Here is a 16,278-nt window from a genome sequence, read left to right as displayed (position 1 = left end):
TGTGTCGATCCTGATCGCCGGGCGGGCGGTCATGGGCGTGGGTGCGGCGGCCTCCGAACCGGGCACCCTGTCGGTGATCCGGCACATCTTTCCCGAGCGCGGCGCCCGCGCGAAGGCCCTCGGTGCGTGGGCCGCGGTCTCCGGATTGGCGCTGGCGCTGGGGCCGGTGATCGGCGGGCTGCTGGTCGGGGCGTTCGGCTGGCGCTCGATCTTCTGGTTCAACCTGATCGTCGGCGTGATCGTGCTGGTGGCGGCGTTGAAATTCGTGCCGGAGAGCGCCGATCCGCAGCCGGGGCCGGTCGATTGGGCCGGATTCGTCCTGGGCGCAACCTTTCTCGGCTGCGTGATCTACGCGGCCATCTCCGGTGAGCAGGTGGGCTATTCGGCCGCCTCGGTGATCACGCTGTTCGTCATCGGCGGGATCGCCTTCGTCGCCTTCCTGGTGGTCGAGTCGCGCGCGGCCAATCCGATGTTCGACTTCCGCTACCTGGAGCGTCCGCTGGTGCGCAGTGCGCTGGTGGTGGCGTTCGCGGTCTACTTCGGGATTTTCTCGATCTTCTTCTTCACCGCGCTGTATCTGCAAGAGGTGCTGGACTATTCGGGGTGGCGAACCGCCGCGGTGTTCGGCCCGATGGCGGTGGCGATCATCGTCGGCTCGCTGATCTCCGGATTCTGGGTGGCGCTGCGCGGTTCCCGCACGCCGATGATCGCCGGGTGTGTGCTCGGTGCGGCGGGCATCCTGCTCACGCGCCAGTTCCTCGGCGTCACAGTCGAATTCACGCCGCTGGCGCTGGCCCTGATGCTGGCCGGGCTCGGTTTCGGTATCGCGGTGGTGCCGCTGACCTCGGCCGTACTGTCCGGCGTTCCGGCCGAACATTCCGGTATGGCGGCCGCCGCCACCAACACCATGCGCCAGGTCGGGGCGGTGATGGGTGTGGCCGTCCTGGGTTCGCTGGTCAATTCCTTCCTGAATTCGGACCTGCGGGATCGGTTGCGGGAGATCGGTGTGCCGGCGAATTTCCAGGCCATCGTCATCGACGCCATCGAGACCGGCAACGTCCCGGCCGGCGGTGACGCGGCGGCCTCGGCCGCCTACGGGCCGATCGTGAACCGGGTCATCCACGCCACCTATGAGGCCTTCCACCGTGGACTCGAGGTGGCGTTGCTGGTCTCGGCGATCATGATTCTGATCGCCGCCGTGGTCACCGCGCTCTGGCTACCGCGGCGCGGCGATCGCGCCGGATACGTGCACGAGGACTGAGATCACACCGGCAGAGCACTGCCGAGATCATGCCGGCAGCACGGTGCCGTCGGCCGACCCGGCCAGCAATTCGGTGAGCACCGGATGCATGGCGAGCGCGGGCAGTGCGCCGACCAGGGTGTCGATCAACTCGGTGCGGCCGATCTGCTCCTCGCGCAACCAGATCAGGGTCGTCTCCTCGACGAACGCGATCCAGCCGCGGAACACAAGGCGAAGTCGTGGCAGTTCGGGATCGTCGGCGGCCAGCGGGGTTTCGGTGAGGATGCGATCGACCATGGCATCGCGGGTGGCGTCGGCCAGCGCCATGAGTTCGGGGCTGCCGCTGGCGGGGCCGCGGAGCAGGCCCTGGTAGGAGATCCGGTTCTCGCTGACGTACTCGATGTAGCGTTCGACCGCGTCGCGCAGCATGTGGAACAGATCGAGGCTGCGGTCGGGCGTGGTGCGAGCGAGTAGTTCCTCGTTGGCGCGGCGCACGATGGCGCGCTGGAAATCCTGCTTCGACGCGAAGTAGTGGAAGAGCAGGCCGCGGGAGATGCCCGCCTGCCGGGCGATCTCCCCGATGGAGATGTCCTCCAGCGTGCGGTCGCGCAGCATTTTCACGCCCAGGGACACCAGCTGTTCGCGCCGCTCGCCCGGGCTCAGCCGCACCCGTTTGGTGCCGGGACCGTTGTCACTCACGGTTGCCATCCTACTGAACGGTAGTCAATACTGTTGACTCCTGCTCAATAGGATCGTAGGGTTGGATACATGAGTCGTAGGGTTACAGACACCGACCGCAGTGTAGCGGGGGCGCGTCATGTGCATACGTTGATCGTCGGCAGTGGATTCTCGGGCCTGGGCCTGGCCATTCGTTTGAGCCAGCAGGGGCGCGACGACTACCTGGTGCTCGAGCGTGGCCACGATGTCGGCGGTACCTGGCGCGACAACACCTACCCCGGCGCCGCCTGCGATGTGCCGTCGCAGCTGTACTCCTACTCGTTCGCGCTCAATCCGAACTGGTCGCGCTCGTTCTCCAAACAGCCGGAGATCCAGTCCTACATCCGGAACGTGGCCGATCGTCACGGCGTGCGGGACAAGCACATCTTCGACTGCGAGATGACCGGCGCCCGGTGGAACGAGGAGCAGGCCCGCTGGGAGGTGCAGACCAGCCAGGGCGCGTTCACCGCCGACATCCTGGTCTCCGCCGTCGGCGCGCTGTGTGAGCCGAACCTTCCGGATATCAAGGGCATCAACGGTTTCCAGGGCCGCATCTTCCACTCCGCGCGCTGGGATCACGACGCGGATCTGACCGGCAAGCGGGTCGCGGTGATCGGCACCGGCGCCTCGGCCATCCAGATCGTGCCGTCGATCGCGCCGAAGGTGGCCCATCTCGACGTCTACCAGCGCACCGCCCCGTGGCTGCTGCCGCGGATGGACCGCCCGTACACCCTGCCCGAGCGGCTGGCCTTCAAATACGTTCCGGGCGTGCAGAAGTTGTCGCGTGCCGCCATCTACGCCGCCCGCGAAACGCAGGTCGTCGGCCTGGCGAAATTCCCGCCGGCCATGCTCGCGCTGGAAGGCCTCGCCCGGCTGAAGCTGCGGCTCGAGGTGCCGGACGCGCAGCTGCGCGAGAAGGTCACGCCGAACTTCCGCATCGGCTGCAAGCGCATGCTGATCTCGAACGAGTACTACCCGGCGCTCGGGCGCGACAATGTCGACGTGGTCACCGACGGCATCCGCGAGATCCGCGCCAATTCGATCGTCACCGCCGACGGCACCGAACGGGAAATCGACGCCCTCATCGTGGCGACCGGCTTCCACGTCACCGATTCGCCGGTGTACGAGACGATCGCCGGCCGCGACGGGCGCACCCTCACCGAACTGTTCGACGAGATCGGGCAGCAGGGCTACAAGGGCGCCGCGATCCACAACTTCCCGAACATGTTCTTCCTGCTCGGCCCGAACGTCGGCCTGGGCCACACCTCGATGGTGTACATGATCGAATCGCAGATCAACTACATCGCCGACGCGATCGCCACCTTCGACCAGCGCGGCCTGCGTACGGTCGAGGTGCGAAAAGCCGTGCAGGACAGCTACAACCGCGATCTGCAGGACCGCATGTCCAACAGTGTCTGGCTCAACGGTGGTTGTGCCAGCTGGTATCTGGACAAGCACGGCAACAACACCACGCTGTGGCCCGATTTCACCTTCCGCTTCCGCAAGCTGACGGAGAAGTTCGACGCCGCGGCATACGACACGACCCGATCGACCGACGGGGCCGCGGGTCCCGATCTGAAAGTGGTAGCAGCACAGTGAGCAATGACGCTTATTTCACGGGCAAGGTATGTGTGATCACGGGCGCCGGCTCGGGTATCGGCCGCGCGCTGGCCGAGAACCTGGCCCGCCGCGGCGCGAAACTCGCCCTCTCCGACATCGATACCGAAGGACTGGCCGAAACCGTCCGCCGCGTCGAGGCGCTGGGTGCGCAGGTGAAGTCCGATCGGCTCAACGTGGCCGAGCGCGAAGCGGTGCTGCTCTACGCCGACGAGGTGAAGAAGCACTTCGGCGTGGTGCACCAGATCTACAACAACGCCGGTATCGCCTTCCACGGCGAGGTGGTCGACTCCCAGTTCAAGGACATCGAGCGCATCATGGATGTCGATTTCTGGGGCGTCGTCAACGGCACCAAGGCGTTCCTGCCCGCCCTCATCGAATCCGGTGACGGCCACGTGATCAACGTGTCGAGCCTGTTCGGCCTGATCGCGGTACCGGGCCAGAGTGCTTACAACGCGGCCAAATTCGCGGTGCGCGGCTTCACCGAATCGCTGCGCCAGGAGATGATGGCGCGCAAGCACCCGGTCAAGGTCACCTGCGTCCACCCCGGCGGTATCAAGACCGCCGTGGCGCGCAACGCCACCTACGCCGAGGGGATCGACGCCCAGAAGTTCTCCTCGTTCTTCGACAAGCAGCTCGCCCTGCACACCCCGGAGATGGCCGCGCAGACCATCACCGAGGCCGTGCGCAAGGGGCACGGCCGCGTGCTGATCGGCTGGGAGGCGAAGGCGCTCGATCTGTTCGTGCGCACCACCGCGTCCTACTACCAGCGCATCGCGAACGTCGTCAACAGCCGGTTCCTGCCCTGATTCGCCGCGGGAATTCATTGTGATGCCTGGTCTTTCGACACCCCTGTCCTTGCCGCTGCCCATCGCGCGGGCCGTCCTCGGGCCGATGTTCCGGTTCGCCATGCACAGCCGGCTGCCGTGGGAGGCGCAGCGCTACCTGCTCGACGCCGGTTCGGTGCTGCAGCGGCTGCCCGCCGGCACCCGGGTGCATCGGATGCGGCTGGGCGGCCGTCCCGCCGAACGCGTGACCGCCGGACCGGCCGACGGCCCGGGTGCGGTGCTGTATCTGCACGGTGGTGGGTACACCATCGGATCGCCGGCCACCCATCGGTCGCTGGCGGCGCGTCTGTCGCGCGAAATCGGTTGTCCCGTCTATGTTCCGGACTATCGGCTGGCGCCGGAGCATCCGTATCCGGCCGCGCTCGACGATGCCGAGGCGGCCTTCCTGGAGCTGGTGGCCACCGGACTCGCGCCGCAGCAGATCGCGGTCGCGGGGGACTCCGCCGGCGGCGGACTGTCGCTCGCGCTGGCGTTGCGCCTGCGTGACCGGCACGGAATGCGGCCCGCCGCACTGGGTTTGATCGCCCCGTGGGCCGATCCGAACGAGCTGCCGGCCCGTGAGCGTGACCTGGTGGTCAACAAGGCGTGGTCGCGGCTGTGTGCCGCCGCCTATCTGGGCGACGGCGATCCGCTGGATCCGGGCTATGCGCCGCTGCTCGGATCGCTGGGCGGTCTGCCCGCGACCTACGTCCAGGTCGACGAGGGCGAGTTGCTGCATTCGCAGTGCGTGCGCCTGGCGGCCGCGCTGCGGGCCGCCGAGGTGCCGGTTCAGTTCTCGGTGACGCGCGGGCTCTGGCACGTCTCGCAGTTGCAGGCGTCGCTGGTGGCGCCGGCCGCGCTCGCCGTGCGCGAACTGGCAGGATTCCTCGGTCAATCGCTGCAACCAGCGCAAACCGGATCCATAGGATAGAAGCCGTAGGACAGGTTCCGCCCGGCCGCACCCGCGTCGAAATTCTCGACCGGGCGGCCGGGCGGAGCCTGCCGTTGCGGCTGGCGTAAATTACTGGCGAGTAGACCACGTGGAAGGGCACCGATGCGAGAGTTCGAAGTCCCGGCTACCTACACCATCCCCGAAGACGCCAATATGTCCGATGGCGCCTTCCGGCACGCCGAGCGCACGCCCGGCCTGGTGGTGTTCAACAGGCCGGACGGCAAGGGCGGTTGGACAGATGTCACCGCCGCGGAGTTCGCGAAACACGTCACCGCGGTGGCCAAGGGACTGATCGCCTCCGGCATCGAACTCGGTGACCGGGTCGCCATCCTGGCCTCCACCCGGTACGAGTGGGTCGTGCTGGACTTCGCCATCTGGGCGGCCGGCGGCTGCACCGTCGCGATCTTCGACAGCTCCTCCGCCGAACAGGCTCGCTGGATCCTGTCGGATTCGGGCACCAAGCTGATCGTGGTCGAGAACGCCCGGCACCGGGCCACCATCGCCGAGATCGAGGACGGCCTGCCCGAACTGGGCGAGCCGCTGGTGATCGACGACGGTGCGATCGACACCCTGGTCGCCCGGGGCAAGGATCTCGGCGACGAGGCCGTGCACGAGCGGCGCAAGCAGGTCAAGGCGGCGTCGCCGGCCTCGCTGATCTACACCTCCGGCACCACCGGCCGGCCCAAGGGCGTCATGCTCTCGCATGCCAACCTCTACGCCGAATCGGCCGCCGACCGCGCCGCGATGCCGCAGTTCCTCAAGCCCGGTCATCGCTCGCTGCTGTTCCTGCCGCTGGCCCACGTCTTCGCCCGCGCGGTCGCGCTGGCGGCTTTCGACGCCGGAGTCACCGTCGCGCACACGGCCGACTGGTCGACGCTGGTCGAGCAGTTCGGCGAGTACAAGCCGGACTTCATCCTCTCGGTGCCGCGCGTGTTCGAGAAGGTGTTCAACGGTGCGAAGCAGAAGGCGCACGACGGTGGCAAGGGCAAGATCTTCGATCTGGCCGCCGACACCGCGGTGGAGTACAGCCAGGCGCTCGAGAACGGCGGCCCGGGCCTGGTGCTCAAGGTCAAGCACACCGTGTTCGACAAGCTGGTCTACGGCAAGCTGCGCGAGGCCATGGGCGGGCGCTGCAAGTCCGCCGTCTCCGGCGGCGGTCCCCTCGGCGCGCGGCTGGGGCACTTCTTCCACGGCATCGGCGTCACGATCTACGAGGGTTACGGCCTGACCGAGAGCACCGCCGCTGTTTCGGTGAACACCCCCGAACACCTGAAGGTCGGTTCGGTGGGCCGCCCGCTCGGCGGTCACGCCGCGAAGGTGGCCGAGGACGGCGAGCTGCTGTTGCGCGGCCCGGTCGTGTTCGCCGGCTACTGGAACAACCCGACCGCCACCGAGGACGCCTTCGACGACGGCTGGTTCAAGACCGGTGATCTCGGCGCCATCGATGAGCAGGGCTTCATCACGATCACCGGCCGCAAGAAGGAAATCATCGTCACCGCCGGCGGCAAGAACGTCTCCCCGGCGATGCTCGAGGACTCCCTGCGCTCGCATCCGCTGATCAGCCAGGTGATGGTGGTCGGGGACGGCAAGCCGTTCGTCGGCGCGCTGATCACCCTCGACCCGGAGGCGTTGCCGGGCTGGAAGACCCGCAACAACGTGCCCGAGGACACCCCGATCGAGAAGCTGATCGAGCTGCCCGAACTGACCGCCGAGATCGACAAGGCGGTCAAGGACACCAACAAGCTGGTCTCCCATGCCGAGGCGATCAAGAAGACCCGGATCCTGCCGGTCGACTGGACCGAGGAGAGCGGTGAGCTGACGCCGAAGATGTCGCTCAAGCGCAATGTGGTGATGAAGAACTACGCGAACGAGGTCGAGGCGATCTACGGCTGAGCCCGCTCGCACGCCGAACGGCCCGTCTTCTTCCCGAAGGCGGGCCGTTCGCGTTCATGACGTGCGACGATATGCGCGATCGACCCCGATGAATTTTCCCGGCTGTCGCCGTCTCATCTGTGGGGCAGTGGCCGCTGGCCGCAGGCCCGTATCCATTCCGGAGGAGGCAATCGTGAAGTCGGCTACCGCATATTTGATGTTCGACGGTGAGGCCGAGGAGGCATTCACCTTCTATCAGTCGGTTCTGGGCGGAGAACTGCAGATGGTCCGCTATCGCGAGATGGGTGACGGCGGTGGCGGGAGCCTGCCCGAGGAGGTGGGCAAGCGCATCGCCAACGCCGCGTTGACCTGGCGCGAGGATCAGCTGCTGATGGGCTCGGACTGCCCGCCCGACCAGAAGCTCAACCACGACAACGTTCCGTTCAGCGTCTGCCTGGATGTGGACGACGAATCCGAGGCCAACCGGATCTTCACCGGACTGTCGGCGGGCGGGCAGGTCACCATGCCGCTGGGCAAGACCGAATGGGCCGCCCAGTTCGGCATGGTCACCGACAAGTTCTCGGTGCCGTGGATGATCAATCTGTACGGCGGCGAATAGCGTTCTGCCCCGGGCGTATCCGGCCGTACCGGCTCGGTTCAGCGGTACGGATCGGGTGCGTTCGCGCGGGCCCACGCCTGTTCGGCCTCGCTGCCGGCGTCGGGCGGGAACAGGCCCGCGATCATCCACAGGTCACGCGGGGATTCGTAGGTGTGGAACTCCCAGTGCAGGCCGCGAGCGCCGGTGTAGGGCTCCATGATCGAGTTGAGCCGCTGTGTCGACCGCTTGCGCAGCTCCGGGTCGTCCAGGTGCCGGGCGAGATGTTCCACGACGATCCGCACGGTGTCGCCCGACGGCTTGCCGCCGACGAAGAAGGACGTCTCCTCGATCTCCTCGAACAACACGACGACGTAGAACGCCGGCAGGCCGAAGCTCGTGTACAGCGCGGTGATATCCCGGGCGAAGTCCTGTTTATCGGCGTCGGAATAGGTGTTCGCCGGATGGTAGATGTGCCACAGTGGCATCGGTGAATCCTTCGAAAGATGATGCGGGACAACGGTGATCAGCGCGGGATGGCGAGGGAGAGCCCTTCGACCGGGCCGGACAGCGCCGCCTTCACCCGGCGCGTGATCTCGTCGACCAGAACTTCGGTGTCACCGCGCTCGACACCGTCGAACACGGCCTCGGCCACCGCGGCCGGCGCGAGCTTGTCGACCGGCAACCGCTCCACCATGCCGGTGTCGGCAAATCCCAGATGGACGCCGACCACCTGCGTGCCCTGTGGCGCCAGTTCGAGCCGCAGTGAATTGGTGATCGACCACAGCGCCGCCTTGGACGCGCCGTAGGCCGCCGCGCCGGCGCCCCACGAGAGCACCGAATGGATGTCGATCAGGACGCCACCGCCGTTGTCCGCCAGTGTCGGCGCGAACGCCTGAGCCACCCGCAGCGGGCCGAAGACGTTGGTGTCGAACGTGGTGACGATATCGGCCATATCGGCGGTCAGCAGCGGTGCCGGGAGGAGAACGCCGGCGTTGTTCACGACGATCTCGACGTCGCGGGCCCGCCGTGCCGCGGCGGCAACCGAATCGGCGTCGGTGACGTCCAGGGCGAAAGGTTCGATGCGGGCGTCGTCGGTGGCCTCGGGGGTGCGGGCGGTGGTGTAGACCTTGGCCGCACCGCGCCTGAGCAGCTCGTCGGTGAAGGCCTTGCCGAGCCCTCGTTGCCCACCGGTCACCAGTGCGACCGCGCCTTCGATTCCGGCCATCTCTCGTCCTTTCGGATCGTCCGGGGCGACTGCCCACCCTCTGGGTAACGATCTCGTTAGTTAGATGACAGCACAGCTGGCTGGGTAACGCAAGCGTTAGGTAACATGGGGTCGTGTCGATGATGTTCGAGCCGCGGCTGAGCGACCGGGAAGCCTGGTCGATCGGTGACCGATGTTCGGCCGGGCGGGTTCTCGAGTTGCTCAGTACCCGGACGGTGTTCCTCGTGGTCCGCGAATGTTTCTACGGCACAACACGTTTCGAGGACTTCACGACACGGATCGGCACCTCGGCGCCGGCGGTCTCGCGGGCGCTCAAACAGCTCGAATCGGCGGGCATCGTGGAACGGGTGCCGTATCGGGAACCCGGCCGGCGCGAACGCGCGGAATACCGCCTGACCGAGGCCGGTGAGGACCTGCTGCCGGTATTCCTGTCGCTGATGCAGTGGGGCGACAAATATCTGCAGGACGGGAAGCCGCCGCTGTCATTCGTCGACCGGGAATCCGGAGCGGTGGTGGGGGTGCGGGTCACGCCTGAGCAGGGGCCGGACAAGAAGGCCGACGAGCTGGAGATTCGACTGAACTCGCCGGGGCGGAAGCGACCTTCGCCGGCCGCGGACTGAGAGGGCTGTCGGCCGAAACCCGAACCCGCCGCATCCCGCTGGGATGTCGGCGGGGCCGAATGTCGTCGGCGTCGGATCAGCCCACCGGCCCCCGGGCGAGCGACGCCTGACCGGATTCACTCTGTCCGGAGCGGTCGACCCAGGTGAGGGTGACGGTATCGCCCGGGTGATGCTGATCCATCGTGTTGGTCATCGTGGTCGCCGAATCGATGCTGTGACCGTCCAGGCCGGTGATCACATCGCCCGGAGCCAGGCCCGCGGCCTGCGCCGGACCGTCGCTCACGATATTGCGGATCAGTGCGCCGGAACCGTTGGCATCGCTCATCGTGATACCGAGGAACGCGGAATCGCCGATGTGCACGCGGTCCGAACTCTTGCCCGCCTGGATCTGCGCGGCGATCGTCTTCGCCTTGTCGATCGGAATCGCGAAGCCCTGACCGCCGCCCGCGCCGAGCTGGAATCCTTGTGACGCAGCGGTATTCACACCGACCACCTGGCCGGAGCTGTTGACGAGCGGGCCGCCGGAATCGCCGGGCTGGATGTTCGCGGCGACCTGAATGAGTCCGGTCAGCTGTTCGGAGGCGCCGGCCGACTCGTCGCTGGCCGTGATGGACCGGTCCAGCGCGGTGACGCGGCCGGCCGCGGCGGTCGGCGAACCGGTGCCGCCGGCGTTGCCGACGCCCACGATGGCATCGCCGACCTCGACCTGGTCCGAATCGCCGAGCGGCGCGGTCTGCAGGCCGGAGGCGCCTCGCAACTTCACCACCGCCAGATCGTCCTGCCGGTCGAATCCGGCGACGGTGCCGGTGTAGGTTCGGCCGTTGCCCAGATCGGTGGCCGAGATGTCGGTGGCGCCCTCCACGACGTGGTTGTTGGTGAGGATCGTGCCGTCGGAGCCGAGCACGATGCCGGTGCCGGCGCCCGCGCCGTTCTGCATGCCGAGCTCGGTATTGATCACGACGATGCCCGGCAGCACCGCGTTCGCCGCCTGTTCCAGCGCCGTGGACTGTGGTTGCGAATCGACCGGCTGCACGACCGAGCCCTGGCCGTGGCCGAGCGGGGACGACAGGCCGGGACCGTGCGCGTCGATCCGGGAACCGACGAAGGCGATGGTCAGGGCGACCACCGCGACGAGGGCCGCCACCACTGCGAAGGTCAGGCCGTGCCGCGGCGCGCGCGGTGGATACTGCTGCCGACCGGAGTGCTGTCCCGGATACGCCTGCTGTTCCGGATACTGCCCGGGATACGGGGGCTGTCCCGGATATCCGTGCGGGCCGTACGCCCCCGACCGTGGTTCGTACGGTCCGGGCTGGTGCGGCCGATTGCCCTCGTTCGGATACACGCTCATCACGTCCTGTTCGGTCACATCCTGTGTGTCGGCTCGGACCCGGCCCCGACGCATTCGGATCCTCTATCAATTAAGCGCGCGATTCCTGAGAAGCGGCTGGGTCCTTGCCGTGGAAGTGCCGACGTGGGCCGGATCACGTCGGGCTTCGCCCTTTCTGACGAATCTGTGACGCTGTGGTCGATGCGCTCGTTCGGGCGGGTTCGCCGGGGGGAATCCGCAGTACGCTCGCCGTTATGGCCGGATCGGGACTGCGCGCGGCCTGCGGGATCGTCTCCGCGGGGCTGGCGCTGGGTGTCGCGGAATTGGTGTCGGTGCCGGTCGGAGCGGGCAGCGCGCCGTTGGCGGCGATCGGGGCGACGGTGGTCGACCACACTCCCGACGGGGTACGGGAATGGGCGATCGACACCTTCGGCACCGACGACAAGATGATGCTGTACCTGCTGATGGGCGTGGTGGCGCTGATCGTCGCGGCCCTTGCGGGGGTGGTGGAGCGAACCGGGCGGCCGATCGGGTCGGTCGTGCTCGGCGCCTTCGGCATCGGGGCGGCATGGGCTGCGCTCGAACGACCGTCGGCGAACTGGACCTGGGCGTTGCCGTCGCTCGTGGGGGTGGCCCTGGCCATCGTCGTGCTGCGGTGGTTGATTCGGCGATACGAGGCGGCCGGTGCGCCGATGCGGGGCGGTGCCGCGGCGCCCGATCCGTTGAAAGCCACTGCGGCGCAAGATGTGCGCTCCCAGGGAGACGACGCGCGCCTGAGTGCGCGCGGCGCCGCATGGCCGCGCGTGGTGAAACCCGATGTGGCGCAGGTCGATCGGCGGCACGTGATGCGGGGGATCGTCGGGGTGGGAGTACTCGCCGTGGCGGCCGGGATCGCCGGTCGCGTTCTCGGGGCGAGCGCGCGCAGTGTGGCGGGGGAGCGGGCGGCGGTGCGGCTGCCGCCGCCGAATGTGCCTGTGCCTCCGGTGGACCCGGCCGCGGACCTGCGGATACCGGGACTGACGCCGTATCTCACCTCGAATTCCGACTTCTACCGGATCGACACCGCGCTGACCGTTCCGCAGGTCAGCAAGGAGACCTGGTCACTACGGATCCACGGCATGGTGGACCGCGAAATCCTGCTCGACTACGCGGATCTGGCGCGCCGGCCGTCGGTGGAGCGTTTGGTGACGCTGACCTGCGTATCGAATCCGGTCGGCGGCGATCTGATCGGTAATGCGAGCTGGCTGGGCTATCGGCTCGACGAATTGATCGCCGAGGCGGGCCCGCATCCCGACGCCGATATGGTCTTGTCCCGCAGTGCCGACGGCTTCACCGCCGGAAGTCCGCTCGCCGCGCTGACCGATGGTCGCGACGCGCTGCTGGCGGTCGGCATGAACGGTGAGCCGCTGCCCGTCGAGCACGGATATCCGGCCCGGCTGGTCGTGCCCGGCCTCTACGGTTACGTCTCGGCCACCAAGTGGGTCACCGAACTGGAGATCACGAGATTCGATCGCGCCCAGGCCTATTGGACGCGGCGTGGCTGGTCCGAACGCGGGCCGATCAAAACCGGCACCCGCATCGACACCCCGCGCGGCGCCGTCCGGGCCGGGAAGGTGACGATCGCCGGTGTGGCCTGGGCGCAACACCGCGGCATCGACGCCGTCGAGGTCCAGATCGACAACGGCCCCTGGCAACCCGCCCGCCTGGCCGCCGAACCGTCCGTCGACACGTGGCGGCAATGGAGTTACGACTGGGACGCCCCCGCGGGCACGCACACCGTCCGCGCCCGCGCCACCGACGGCACCGGCACGGTGCAGACCGCGCAGGTCGCCGACGTCATCCCGGACGGAGCGAGCGGGTACCCGTCCCGGACGATCCGAGTCGGGTAGACACGCTCCTCGTATTACGCTGTCGCGCAACCTGTTCGGCGCGCCGACCGGCTCAGCCGGGGATGCCGGCCTTCTCCGGTTCGGGGCCGGCCTCGGCCTCCTGCTGCTTCTTCGCCGAACTGCCGACGAACAGGGCCGAAGCCACCACACCGATCAGCAGGATCGCGCCGGGCAGGATCATCGCCTGCCCCAGGGCGGTGCTGAACTTGTCGATGATCTGCTCGGGGATATGTCCCATTCCGGTGCCGCCGCCCTCGCCGAACTGTCCGCTGCCCAGACCCTGAGCGGACATGCGGGCCGAGACCAGCGCGCTGATCGCGGCGCTACCGAGGACCGAACCGACCTGCCGGGTGGTGTTGTAGACACCCGCGCCGGCGCCGGCCTGGTGGATCGGCAGGTTGCGGGTGGCGGTCGACGCCAGCGGCGCCCAGATGCAGGAGTTCGACAGACCGGCGACGCCCGCGACTACCAGGAACAGCACGATCGAACTGTCCGGCTTCATCAGTGCCGCGAAGCCGAAGACGGTCAGAGCGAAACCCAGGAACCCGAGGGTGGGCAGGATGCGCGGCGGCATCCGGTCGGAGACCTTACCGATGAACGGCGCGGTCAGACCGGTGATGATCGCCATCGGCGCGAAAACCAATGCGGCGCGGGTGGGGGTGTATTCGCGCACCGCCTCGAGGTAGAAGTACGCCGGCACCATCAGCGAGGTGACCGCGGCGCCCATCGCGGCGATCGCGACGCTCGACATCGAGAAGTTGCGGTCGCGGAACAGGCTCAGCGGAACCAGCGGCTCGTCCTTGTTGCGCGCCTGGTTCACCACGAACAGACCCAGCACCACCAGGCCGGCGATGATCATCGTCCAGATCCAGGCGTCCCAGTCCCGGGTGTTGCCCTCCTGAATGCCGAAGACCAGCAGGAACATGCCGACACCGCTGAGCACCACGCCCACGAAGTCGAACTTGTGCTGGTGGGTCTCCAGATTCGGCACCAGCCACATCGCCAGCGCGAACGCCACCACGCCGATCGGCACGTTGATGTAGAAGATCCAGTTCCAGCCCTGCCAGTCGACCAGCACGCCGCCGAGGATCGGGCCGACCAGAGTCGCGAGTCCGGCGACGCCGCCCCACAGCCCCATCGCCGCGCCGCGCTTGTCCGGCGGGAAGGTGCGGGTGATGACGGCCATGGTCTGCGGCGTCATCAACGCCGCACCGAGGCCCTGCACCGCGCGAGCCGCGATCAGCATCTCCACATTGGCCGATACCGCGCACCACAGCGAGGCCAGGGTGAAGACCGCGAGACCGGCGAGGTAGATGTTCTTCGGGCCGAAACGGTCACCGAGGCGGCCGGTGACCAGCAGCGGTACCGCGTAGGTGAGCAGATAGGCGCTGGTCACCCAGATGACTTTGTTGATGTCGGTATGCAGATCCTGCATGATCGCCGGATTGGCCACCGCGACGATGGTCATATCCAGCAGGATCATGAAGAACCCGACGACCAGCGCGGTGAGCGCCAGCCACGGATTTCTTTGCGAGGTCATAGATTTCGTCCCTGTTGACGGCATCGATCGACGGCGACGACCGATGGGTGGTTCGGATGAAGGTCTCGGGGCGCGCCACATGCCCGCGCCCGGTCAGTGCTCGGCAGTGGTCGCACCACCTTTCCGCAGCTCGGCGAGTACGTCGTCGGTCAGCGCCGCACCCCAGTCGTGGCCGAGGTCGCCGGTCTTTTCGGGGCAACGGGTTCCGCCCTCGTCGAATTCCAGCCACGGCAGCGAACCGTCGCGCAACTCCTCGATGAGACCGCGCAACCACGTGACTTCGTGCCGTGCCAGCCCCACCAGATAATCGATGACCATCCAGTACCGCCGGGGTACCTCGCGCGAGCGCGCCCATTCCCGGATGGCGTCGAGTTCGGTGATGTCGTTGTCCAGCCAGCCGATACGCTCGGCGATCAGGGCGATCACCTCGTCGACCGGAAGATTGTGTGCTTCCGCCAGGCCGATGGGAAAGATCGGATACTCACGAATCGGCTGCCGGACGATATCGGCGATCCGGGTGCGCAGCGCCGCGGTACCCGCTGCGGTGATGCGGTAGGTGGTGCGTTCCGGCCGGTTGCCCGCACGCTCGGTACCCTCCGCCTGGACCAGTCCTTGTTCGGCCAGCCGGGTCACCGTGTGATAGAGCGAGCCGGGGCGAATCTTGAGCAGATTGCCCTTCCGGCGTTTGAGCAGCAGTTGATACATCTCGTACGGATGCATGCGGTCTTCTTCCAGCAGCGCCAGCACCGAGATCGCCAATGGCGTCAACGTGGCACCCGGCTGCTTGGACATCGGTCTCGACTCCCTTCGTCACTGCCGCCGCACACTACGCGGGCGGCCCGACATGTTCCGGCTCAAATATTCCACGCCGAATATACGACGCGGAAGTGAGTCGGCACAAGGTGGTTCCACTCATGACGACGATCGAGCGCGCCCCGATGTGACACGAGTCCGGCCCGGAAACGACGAACGCCGGACCGAACCGCTCGGCAGAGCGATCCGGCCCGGCGTCCGGGCGATACGACCTATTCGGTGGGGGCGAACGCCTCGTCGACGATCTCCTGCTGCTCCACCGCGTGCACCTTGGAGGAACCCGAGGACGGGGCCGACATGGCACGGCGGGAGATGCGGCGCAGCTTGTTGAACCGGTCCGGCAGGATCTCCGGCAGGTTCAACCCGAAGAACGGCCAGGCGCCCTGGTTGGCCGGCTCCTCCTGGACCCACGCCAGATCCGTGGCGTTGGGGTAGGTCGCGAGCTTCTCGTTGAGCCGGTAGGACGGGATCGGGTACAGCTGTTCGATGCGCACGATCGCGACGTCGTCACGGTTCTTCTTGGCCTTCTCGGCGACCAGCTCGTAGTAGAGCTTGCCGCTGGTCAGCAGGATCCGCTTGACCTTCGACCGGTCGCCGTCGCCGCTCTCGTAGGTCGGCTCCTCGAGCACCGAGCGGAACTTCGCGTCGGTGAAGTCCTCGACATTGGAGACGACGGCCTTGTTGCGCAGCATCGACTTCGGGGTGAAGACGATCAGCGGACGGCGGATGCCGTCGAGCGCGTGCCGGCGCAGCAGGTGGAAGTAGTTCGACGGAGTGGAGGGCACCGCCACCGTCATCGAACCCTCGGCGCACAACTGCAGGAACCGCTCGATGCGGCCGGAGGTGTGGTCGGGACCCTGACCCTCGTGACCGTGCGGCAGCAGCAGCACGACCTCCGACAGCTGACCCCACTTGGCCTCACCGGAGGAGATGAACTCGTCGATGATCGACTGCGCGCCGTTGACGAAGTCACCGAACTGCGCCTCCCACAGCACCAGCGCGTCCGGGTTGCCCAGCGAGTAGCCGTATTCGAAACCGACG

Annotated in this window: 14 protein-coding genes and 1 pseudogene; 8 read left to right on the top strand and 7 right to left on the bottom strand. The window is 67.4% G+C overall.

Translation table 11 applies throughout. The features are described 5' to 3' along the window. Window positions 1–1,261: MFS transporter (locus tag IRT45_RS34310; protein WP_194809926.1), on the top strand; the 1,261-nt coding region annotated here is incomplete at its 5' end. Window positions 1,262–1,288: 27 nt separating this feature from the next. Here the strand turns inward: IRT45_RS34310 and IRT45_RS34305 are convergent. Then, the gene (locus tag IRT45_RS34305) at window positions 1,289–1,948 is read right to left on the bottom strand and encodes a TetR/AcrR family transcriptional regulator (RefSeq protein ID WP_194809925.1); all 660 of its coding nucleotides are present in this window, start codon (window positions 1,946–1,948) and stop codon (window positions 1,289–1,291) included. A 60-nt stretch (window positions 1,949–2,008) separates the two neighbouring features. On the opposite strand from IRT45_RS34305, the gene IRT45_RS34300 reads away from it, so the two are divergent. The 5 genes from IRT45_RS34300 to IRT45_RS34280 all read left to right on the top strand — a co-directional run bounded on the left by IRT45_RS34300 (window position 2,009) and on the right by IRT45_RS34280 (window position 7,844). Then, window positions 2,009–3,556: an NAD(P)/FAD-dependent oxidoreductase gene (locus tag IRT45_RS34300; protein ID WP_194809924.1), complete on the top strand. Its 1,548-nt coding sequence runs from the start codon at window positions 2,009–2,011 to the stop codon at window positions 3,554–3,556. Next, window positions 3,553–4,383, top strand: a complete 831-nt coding sequence (locus tag IRT45_RS34295; RefSeq protein ID WP_062965948.1) for an SDR family oxidoreductase — start codon at window positions 3,553–3,555, stop codon at window positions 4,381–4,383. Before IRT45_RS34300 ends, IRT45_RS34295 begins: the two co-directional genes overlap by 4 nt. A gap of 22 nt (window positions 4,384–4,405) precedes the next feature. Beyond that, window positions 4,406–5,332, top strand: a complete 927-nt coding sequence (locus tag IRT45_RS34290; RefSeq protein ID WP_194809923.1) for an alpha/beta hydrolase — start codon at window positions 4,406–4,408, stop codon at window positions 5,330–5,332. Between the two features lie 123 nt (window positions 5,333–5,455). After that, the gene (locus tag IRT45_RS34285; RefSeq protein ID WP_194809922.1) at window positions 5,456–7,246 is read left to right on the top strand and encodes a long-chain fatty acid--CoA ligase; all 1,791 of its coding nucleotides are present in this window, start codon (window positions 5,456–5,458) and stop codon (window positions 7,244–7,246) included. Between the two features lie 172 nt (window positions 7,247–7,418). Then, on the top strand, window positions 7,419–7,844 hold the full coding sequence (locus IRT45_RS34280) for a VOC family protein (protein ID WP_309241282.1): 426 nt from the start codon (window positions 7,419–7,421) through the stop codon (window positions 7,842–7,844). A gap of 38 nt (window positions 7,845–7,882) precedes the next feature. Here the strand turns inward: IRT45_RS34280 and IRT45_RS34275 are convergent, their stop codons facing one another. Next, the gene (locus IRT45_RS34275) at window positions 7,883–8,308 is read right to left on the bottom strand and encodes a tautomerase family protein (protein ID WP_194809920.1); all 426 of its coding nucleotides are present in this window, start codon (window positions 8,306–8,308) and stop codon (window positions 7,883–7,885) included. A 38-nt stretch (window positions 8,309–8,346) separates the two neighbouring features. After that, a complete protein-coding gene (locus IRT45_RS34270; RefSeq protein ID WP_194809919.1) occupies window positions 8,347–9,048 on the bottom strand; it encodes an SDR family oxidoreductase in 702 nt (233 codons plus the stop codon). A gap of 119 nt (window positions 9,049–9,167) precedes the next feature. Between IRT45_RS34270 and IRT45_RS34265 the strand changes: the two genes are divergently transcribed. Next, a complete protein-coding gene (locus IRT45_RS34265) occupies window positions 9,168–9,668 on the top strand; it encodes a helix-turn-helix domain-containing protein (protein ID WP_194809928.1) in 501 nt (166 codons plus the stop codon). A gap of 76 nt (window positions 9,669–9,744) precedes the next feature. On the opposite strand, the gene IRT45_RS34260 is transcribed toward IRT45_RS34265, so the two are convergent. Next, the gene (locus IRT45_RS34260; protein WP_309241281.1) at window positions 9,745–11,034 is read right to left on the bottom strand and encodes a trypsin-like peptidase domain-containing protein; all 1,290 of its coding nucleotides are present in this window, start codon (window positions 11,032–11,034) and stop codon (window positions 9,745–9,747) included. Window positions 11,035–11,249: 215 nt separating this feature from the next. On the opposite strand from IRT45_RS34260, the gene IRT45_RS34255 reads away from it, so the two are divergent. Beyond that, a complete protein-coding gene (locus IRT45_RS34255; protein ID WP_194809918.1) occupies window positions 11,250–12,884 on the top strand; it encodes a molybdopterin-dependent oxidoreductase in 1,635 nt (544 codons plus the stop codon). A gap of 52 nt (window positions 12,885–12,936) precedes the next feature. Here IRT45_RS34255 and IRT45_RS34250 read toward each other — a convergent pair whose 3' ends face one another. From IRT45_RS34250 to kgd, 3 genes and pseudogenes are all read right to left on the bottom strand, one after another. After that, window positions 12,937–14,424, bottom strand: coding sequence for a DHA2 family efflux MFS transporter permease subunit (locus tag IRT45_RS34250; protein ID WP_194809917.1), 1,488 nt, complete (start codon window positions 14,422–14,424; stop codon window positions 12,937–12,939). A gap of 93 nt (window positions 14,425–14,517) precedes the next feature. Next, window positions 14,518–15,216, bottom strand: coding sequence for a PadR family transcriptional regulator (locus tag IRT45_RS34245; RefSeq protein WP_194809916.1), 699 nt, complete (start codon window positions 15,214–15,216; stop codon window positions 14,518–14,520). Between the two features lie 233 nt (window positions 15,217–15,449). Next, window positions 15,450–16,278, bottom strand: a pseudogene (gene kgd, locus IRT45_RS34240) (multifunctional oxoglutarate decarboxylase/oxoglutarate dehydrogenase thiamine pyrophosphate-binding subunit/dihydrolipoyllysine-residue succinyltransferase subunit); the annotation flags it as partial.

The sequence above is a fragment of the Nocardia sp. BSTN01 genome (assembly GCF_015354405.1).
Classification (GTDB): domain Bacteria; phylum Actinomycetota; class Actinomycetes; order Mycobacteriales; family Mycobacteriaceae; genus Nocardia.
The sequence above is the reverse complement of the archived record's forward strand: the minus strand, read 5'-3'. Positions and strand labels throughout refer to the sequence as shown.

Excerpts from the sequence above, each read along its gene's own strand:
- IRT45_RS34305 (WP_194809925.1), bottom strand. The coding sequence starts at position 1,948 with ATGGCAACCGTGAGTGACAACGGTCCCGGCACCAAACGGGTGCGGCTG.
- IRT45_RS34300 (WP_194809924.1), top strand. The coding sequence starts at position 2,009 with ATGAGTCGTAGGGTTACAGACACCGACCGCAGTGTAGCGGGGGCGCGT.
- IRT45_RS34290 (WP_194809923.1), top strand. The coding sequence starts at position 4,406 with ATGCCTGGTCTTTCGACACCCCTGTCCTTGCCGCTGCCCATCGCGCGG.
- IRT45_RS34285 (WP_194809922.1), top strand. The coding sequence starts at position 5,456 with ATGCGAGAGTTCGAAGTCCCGGCTACCTACACCATCCCCGAAGACGCC.
- IRT45_RS34275 (WP_194809920.1), bottom strand. The coding sequence starts at position 8,308 with ATGCCACTGTGGCACATCTACCATCCGGCGAACACCTATTCCGACGCC.
- IRT45_RS34270 (WP_194809919.1), bottom strand. The coding sequence starts at position 9,048 with ATGGCCGGAATCGAAGGCGCGGTCGCACTGGTGACCGGTGGGCAACGA.
- IRT45_RS34265 (WP_194809928.1), top strand. The coding sequence starts at position 9,168 with ATGATGTTCGAGCCGCGGCTGAGCGACCGGGAAGCCTGGTCGATCGGT.
- IRT45_RS34255 (WP_194809918.1), top strand. The coding sequence starts at position 11,250 with ATGGCCGGATCGGGACTGCGCGCGGCCTGCGGGATCGTCTCCGCGGGG.
- IRT45_RS34250 (WP_194809917.1), bottom strand. The coding sequence starts at position 14,424 with ATGACCTCGCAAAGAAATCCGTGGCTGGCGCTCACCGCGCTGGTCGTC.
- IRT45_RS34245 (WP_194809916.1), bottom strand. The coding sequence starts at position 15,216 with ATGTCCAAGCAGCCGGGTGCCACGTTGACGCCATTGGCGATCTCGGTG.